This is a genomic window from Mesorhizobium sp. M7A.F.Ca.ET.027.03.2.1 (assembly GCF_003999175.1).
Classification (GTDB): Bacteria; Pseudomonadota; Alphaproteobacteria; order Rhizobiales; family Rhizobiaceae; genus Mesorhizobium.
Genome location: NZ_RZOM01001225.1, coordinates 1 through 1,659 on the forward strand (window position 1 = coordinate 1; position 1,659 = coordinate 1,659).

A 1,659-nucleotide genomic window follows, 5' to 3' on the forward strand; every position below is an offset into this window, starting at 1 on the left:
GCCGCATGGCGCGGAGAGGCGCAGGCGCAGACCGGCAGTGAACCGACTTTCGGCCAGCACGAAGTCATCATTCGCGAGGTCAACACCTATGTCGACATCTCGAATCAGCTTCTCGCCGACAGTGCCGGCCAGGCCGAGGCCGAAGTGCGCCTCGCGCTTGCTGAGGACTTCGGCAAGAAGGAAGCCACCGCCTTTGTGAACGGCACGAATGTGCTCGACCCGGAAGGCTTGATGACCAACGCCAGCATCGGCGAGACGGTTTCGGGTGGCGCTTCGACGCTGACGGCAGACGGCCTTATCAACGCGATGTATGCTATTCCGGCCGCTTATCGCAACGCCGGTAGTTGGCTTATGAACGGCACCAGCTTGGCCGCTGTTCGTAAGATGAAGGATTCTGTGACGGGCGCATATATCTGGCAGCCGGCGCTTGCGCTGGGTCAGCCGGAAACGCTGCTGGGCCGCCCTGTACTGGAGGCCGTCGACATGGCCGACGTTGGCGCCGGGAACTATCCAGTGCTCTTCGGTGACTTCTCTGGTTATCGGATTGTCGACCGGCTGGCCTTGTCGATTCTGGTCAATCCCTACATCCAGGCGACCAACGGCATCACCCGCATTCACGCAACGCGTCGCGTTGGCGGTGGCGTTATCCAGCCGGCCAAGTTCCGCAAGGTCAAGGTCGCCGCTTCTTAATCAATTTCATATCGGGCGGTCTTTTGTGGCCGCCCGTTCCTCATTCATTCTCAAAATTAGGAATTTCTAATGCGCGATCTCGCAAACAATATCTCGGCCGCTCAGACGCTTGCTCCGGTTGACTATGCCGCTACCACGAAGGGCACGGCTGTTGACCTTTTGGGCTACAACGGCGCCGCACTCGTCATCAATACCGGCGCCATCACGACCTCCGGTCTCTACGTTGTTAAGATGCAGGAATCCGACACAACGACAGACGGCGACTTTACCGACGTCCTTGCCGCCGACCTGGTCGGCACGCTGCCGGCAAGCCTTGCTGCCACGTCTACGTACAAACAGGGCTATATCGGCAATCGCCGTTACATCCGTGCCGTAATTACAAAGACGTCCGGCACGTCGATTGTGGCCGGCGCTGTCGTGATCAAGGGCAACGCCCAAGTTCGTCCGGCATCCTAATCGGCATCCGGCGGGTGTTTGAACGGTGCTGGTCGGCGCCGGAGAAAGATCGTCGCGGCCCGCCAACCTTACCGCATCGATCACGGCAAGTGGGGAGTAGTGCCCCCGCGCAAAGCAGCGGGCCGCCACGCAGGACGCTGGGGGCCCGCTCGCACAATGGAGACAACCATGCCATCGAAAGGACCGCGCCTTTGCGCGTGCGGTCGCGTCGTGCCGCCTGGCCTAACGTGCGTCTGCGCCAAGGCTAGGAAGGCCACCGCGGATAGCAAACGGCCTTCGGCCCGCGCACGCGGATATGACGGCGACTGGCAAGCAGCCCGCGCCAAACACTTGGCCAGCCATCCGTCATGCGTTGAGTGCGGTGAGCCGGCAACGCTGGTTGACCACATCGTATCGATCCGCAAGGCACCGCATAGGCGGCTCGACCCCACCAACTTTGCCAGCATGTGCCCGACCTGCCATGGCAGAAAGACGGCTGCCGTCGATGGTAGCTTTGGGCGCGCAACGTAGAGG

General features: G+C 61.4%; 3 protein-coding genes. All 3 read left to right on the forward strand.

What is annotated here, in order from left to right; genetic code table 11:
- Positions 1–690: phage major capsid protein (locus tag EN750_RS33215; protein ID WP_127399184.1), on the forward strand; the 690-nt coding region annotated here is incomplete at its 5' end.
- Positions 691–759: 69 nt separating this feature from the next.
- Positions 760–1,146 (forward strand): hypothetical protein, encoded by a 387-nt coding sequence (locus EN750_RS33220; RefSeq protein ID WP_127399185.1) that lies wholly within the window; start codon positions 760–762, stop codon positions 1,144–1,146.
- Between the two features lie 168 nt (positions 1,147–1,314).
- Complete coding sequence (locus tag EN750_RS33225) at positions 1,315–1,656, forward strand: HNH endonuclease signature motif containing protein (RefSeq protein ID WP_127399186.1); 342 nt, start codon at positions 1,315–1,317, stop codon at positions 1,654–1,656.
- Positions 1,657–1,659 lie beyond the last annotated feature (3 nt).

Excerpts from the sequence above, each read along its gene's own strand:
- EN750_RS33225 (WP_127399186.1), top strand. The coding sequence starts at position 1,315 with ATGCCATCGAAAGGACCGCGCCTTTGCGCGTGCGGTCGCGTCGTGCCG.
- EN750_RS33220 (WP_127399185.1), top strand. The coding sequence starts at position 760 with ATGCGCGATCTCGCAAACAATATCTCGGCCGCTCAGACGCTTGCTCCG.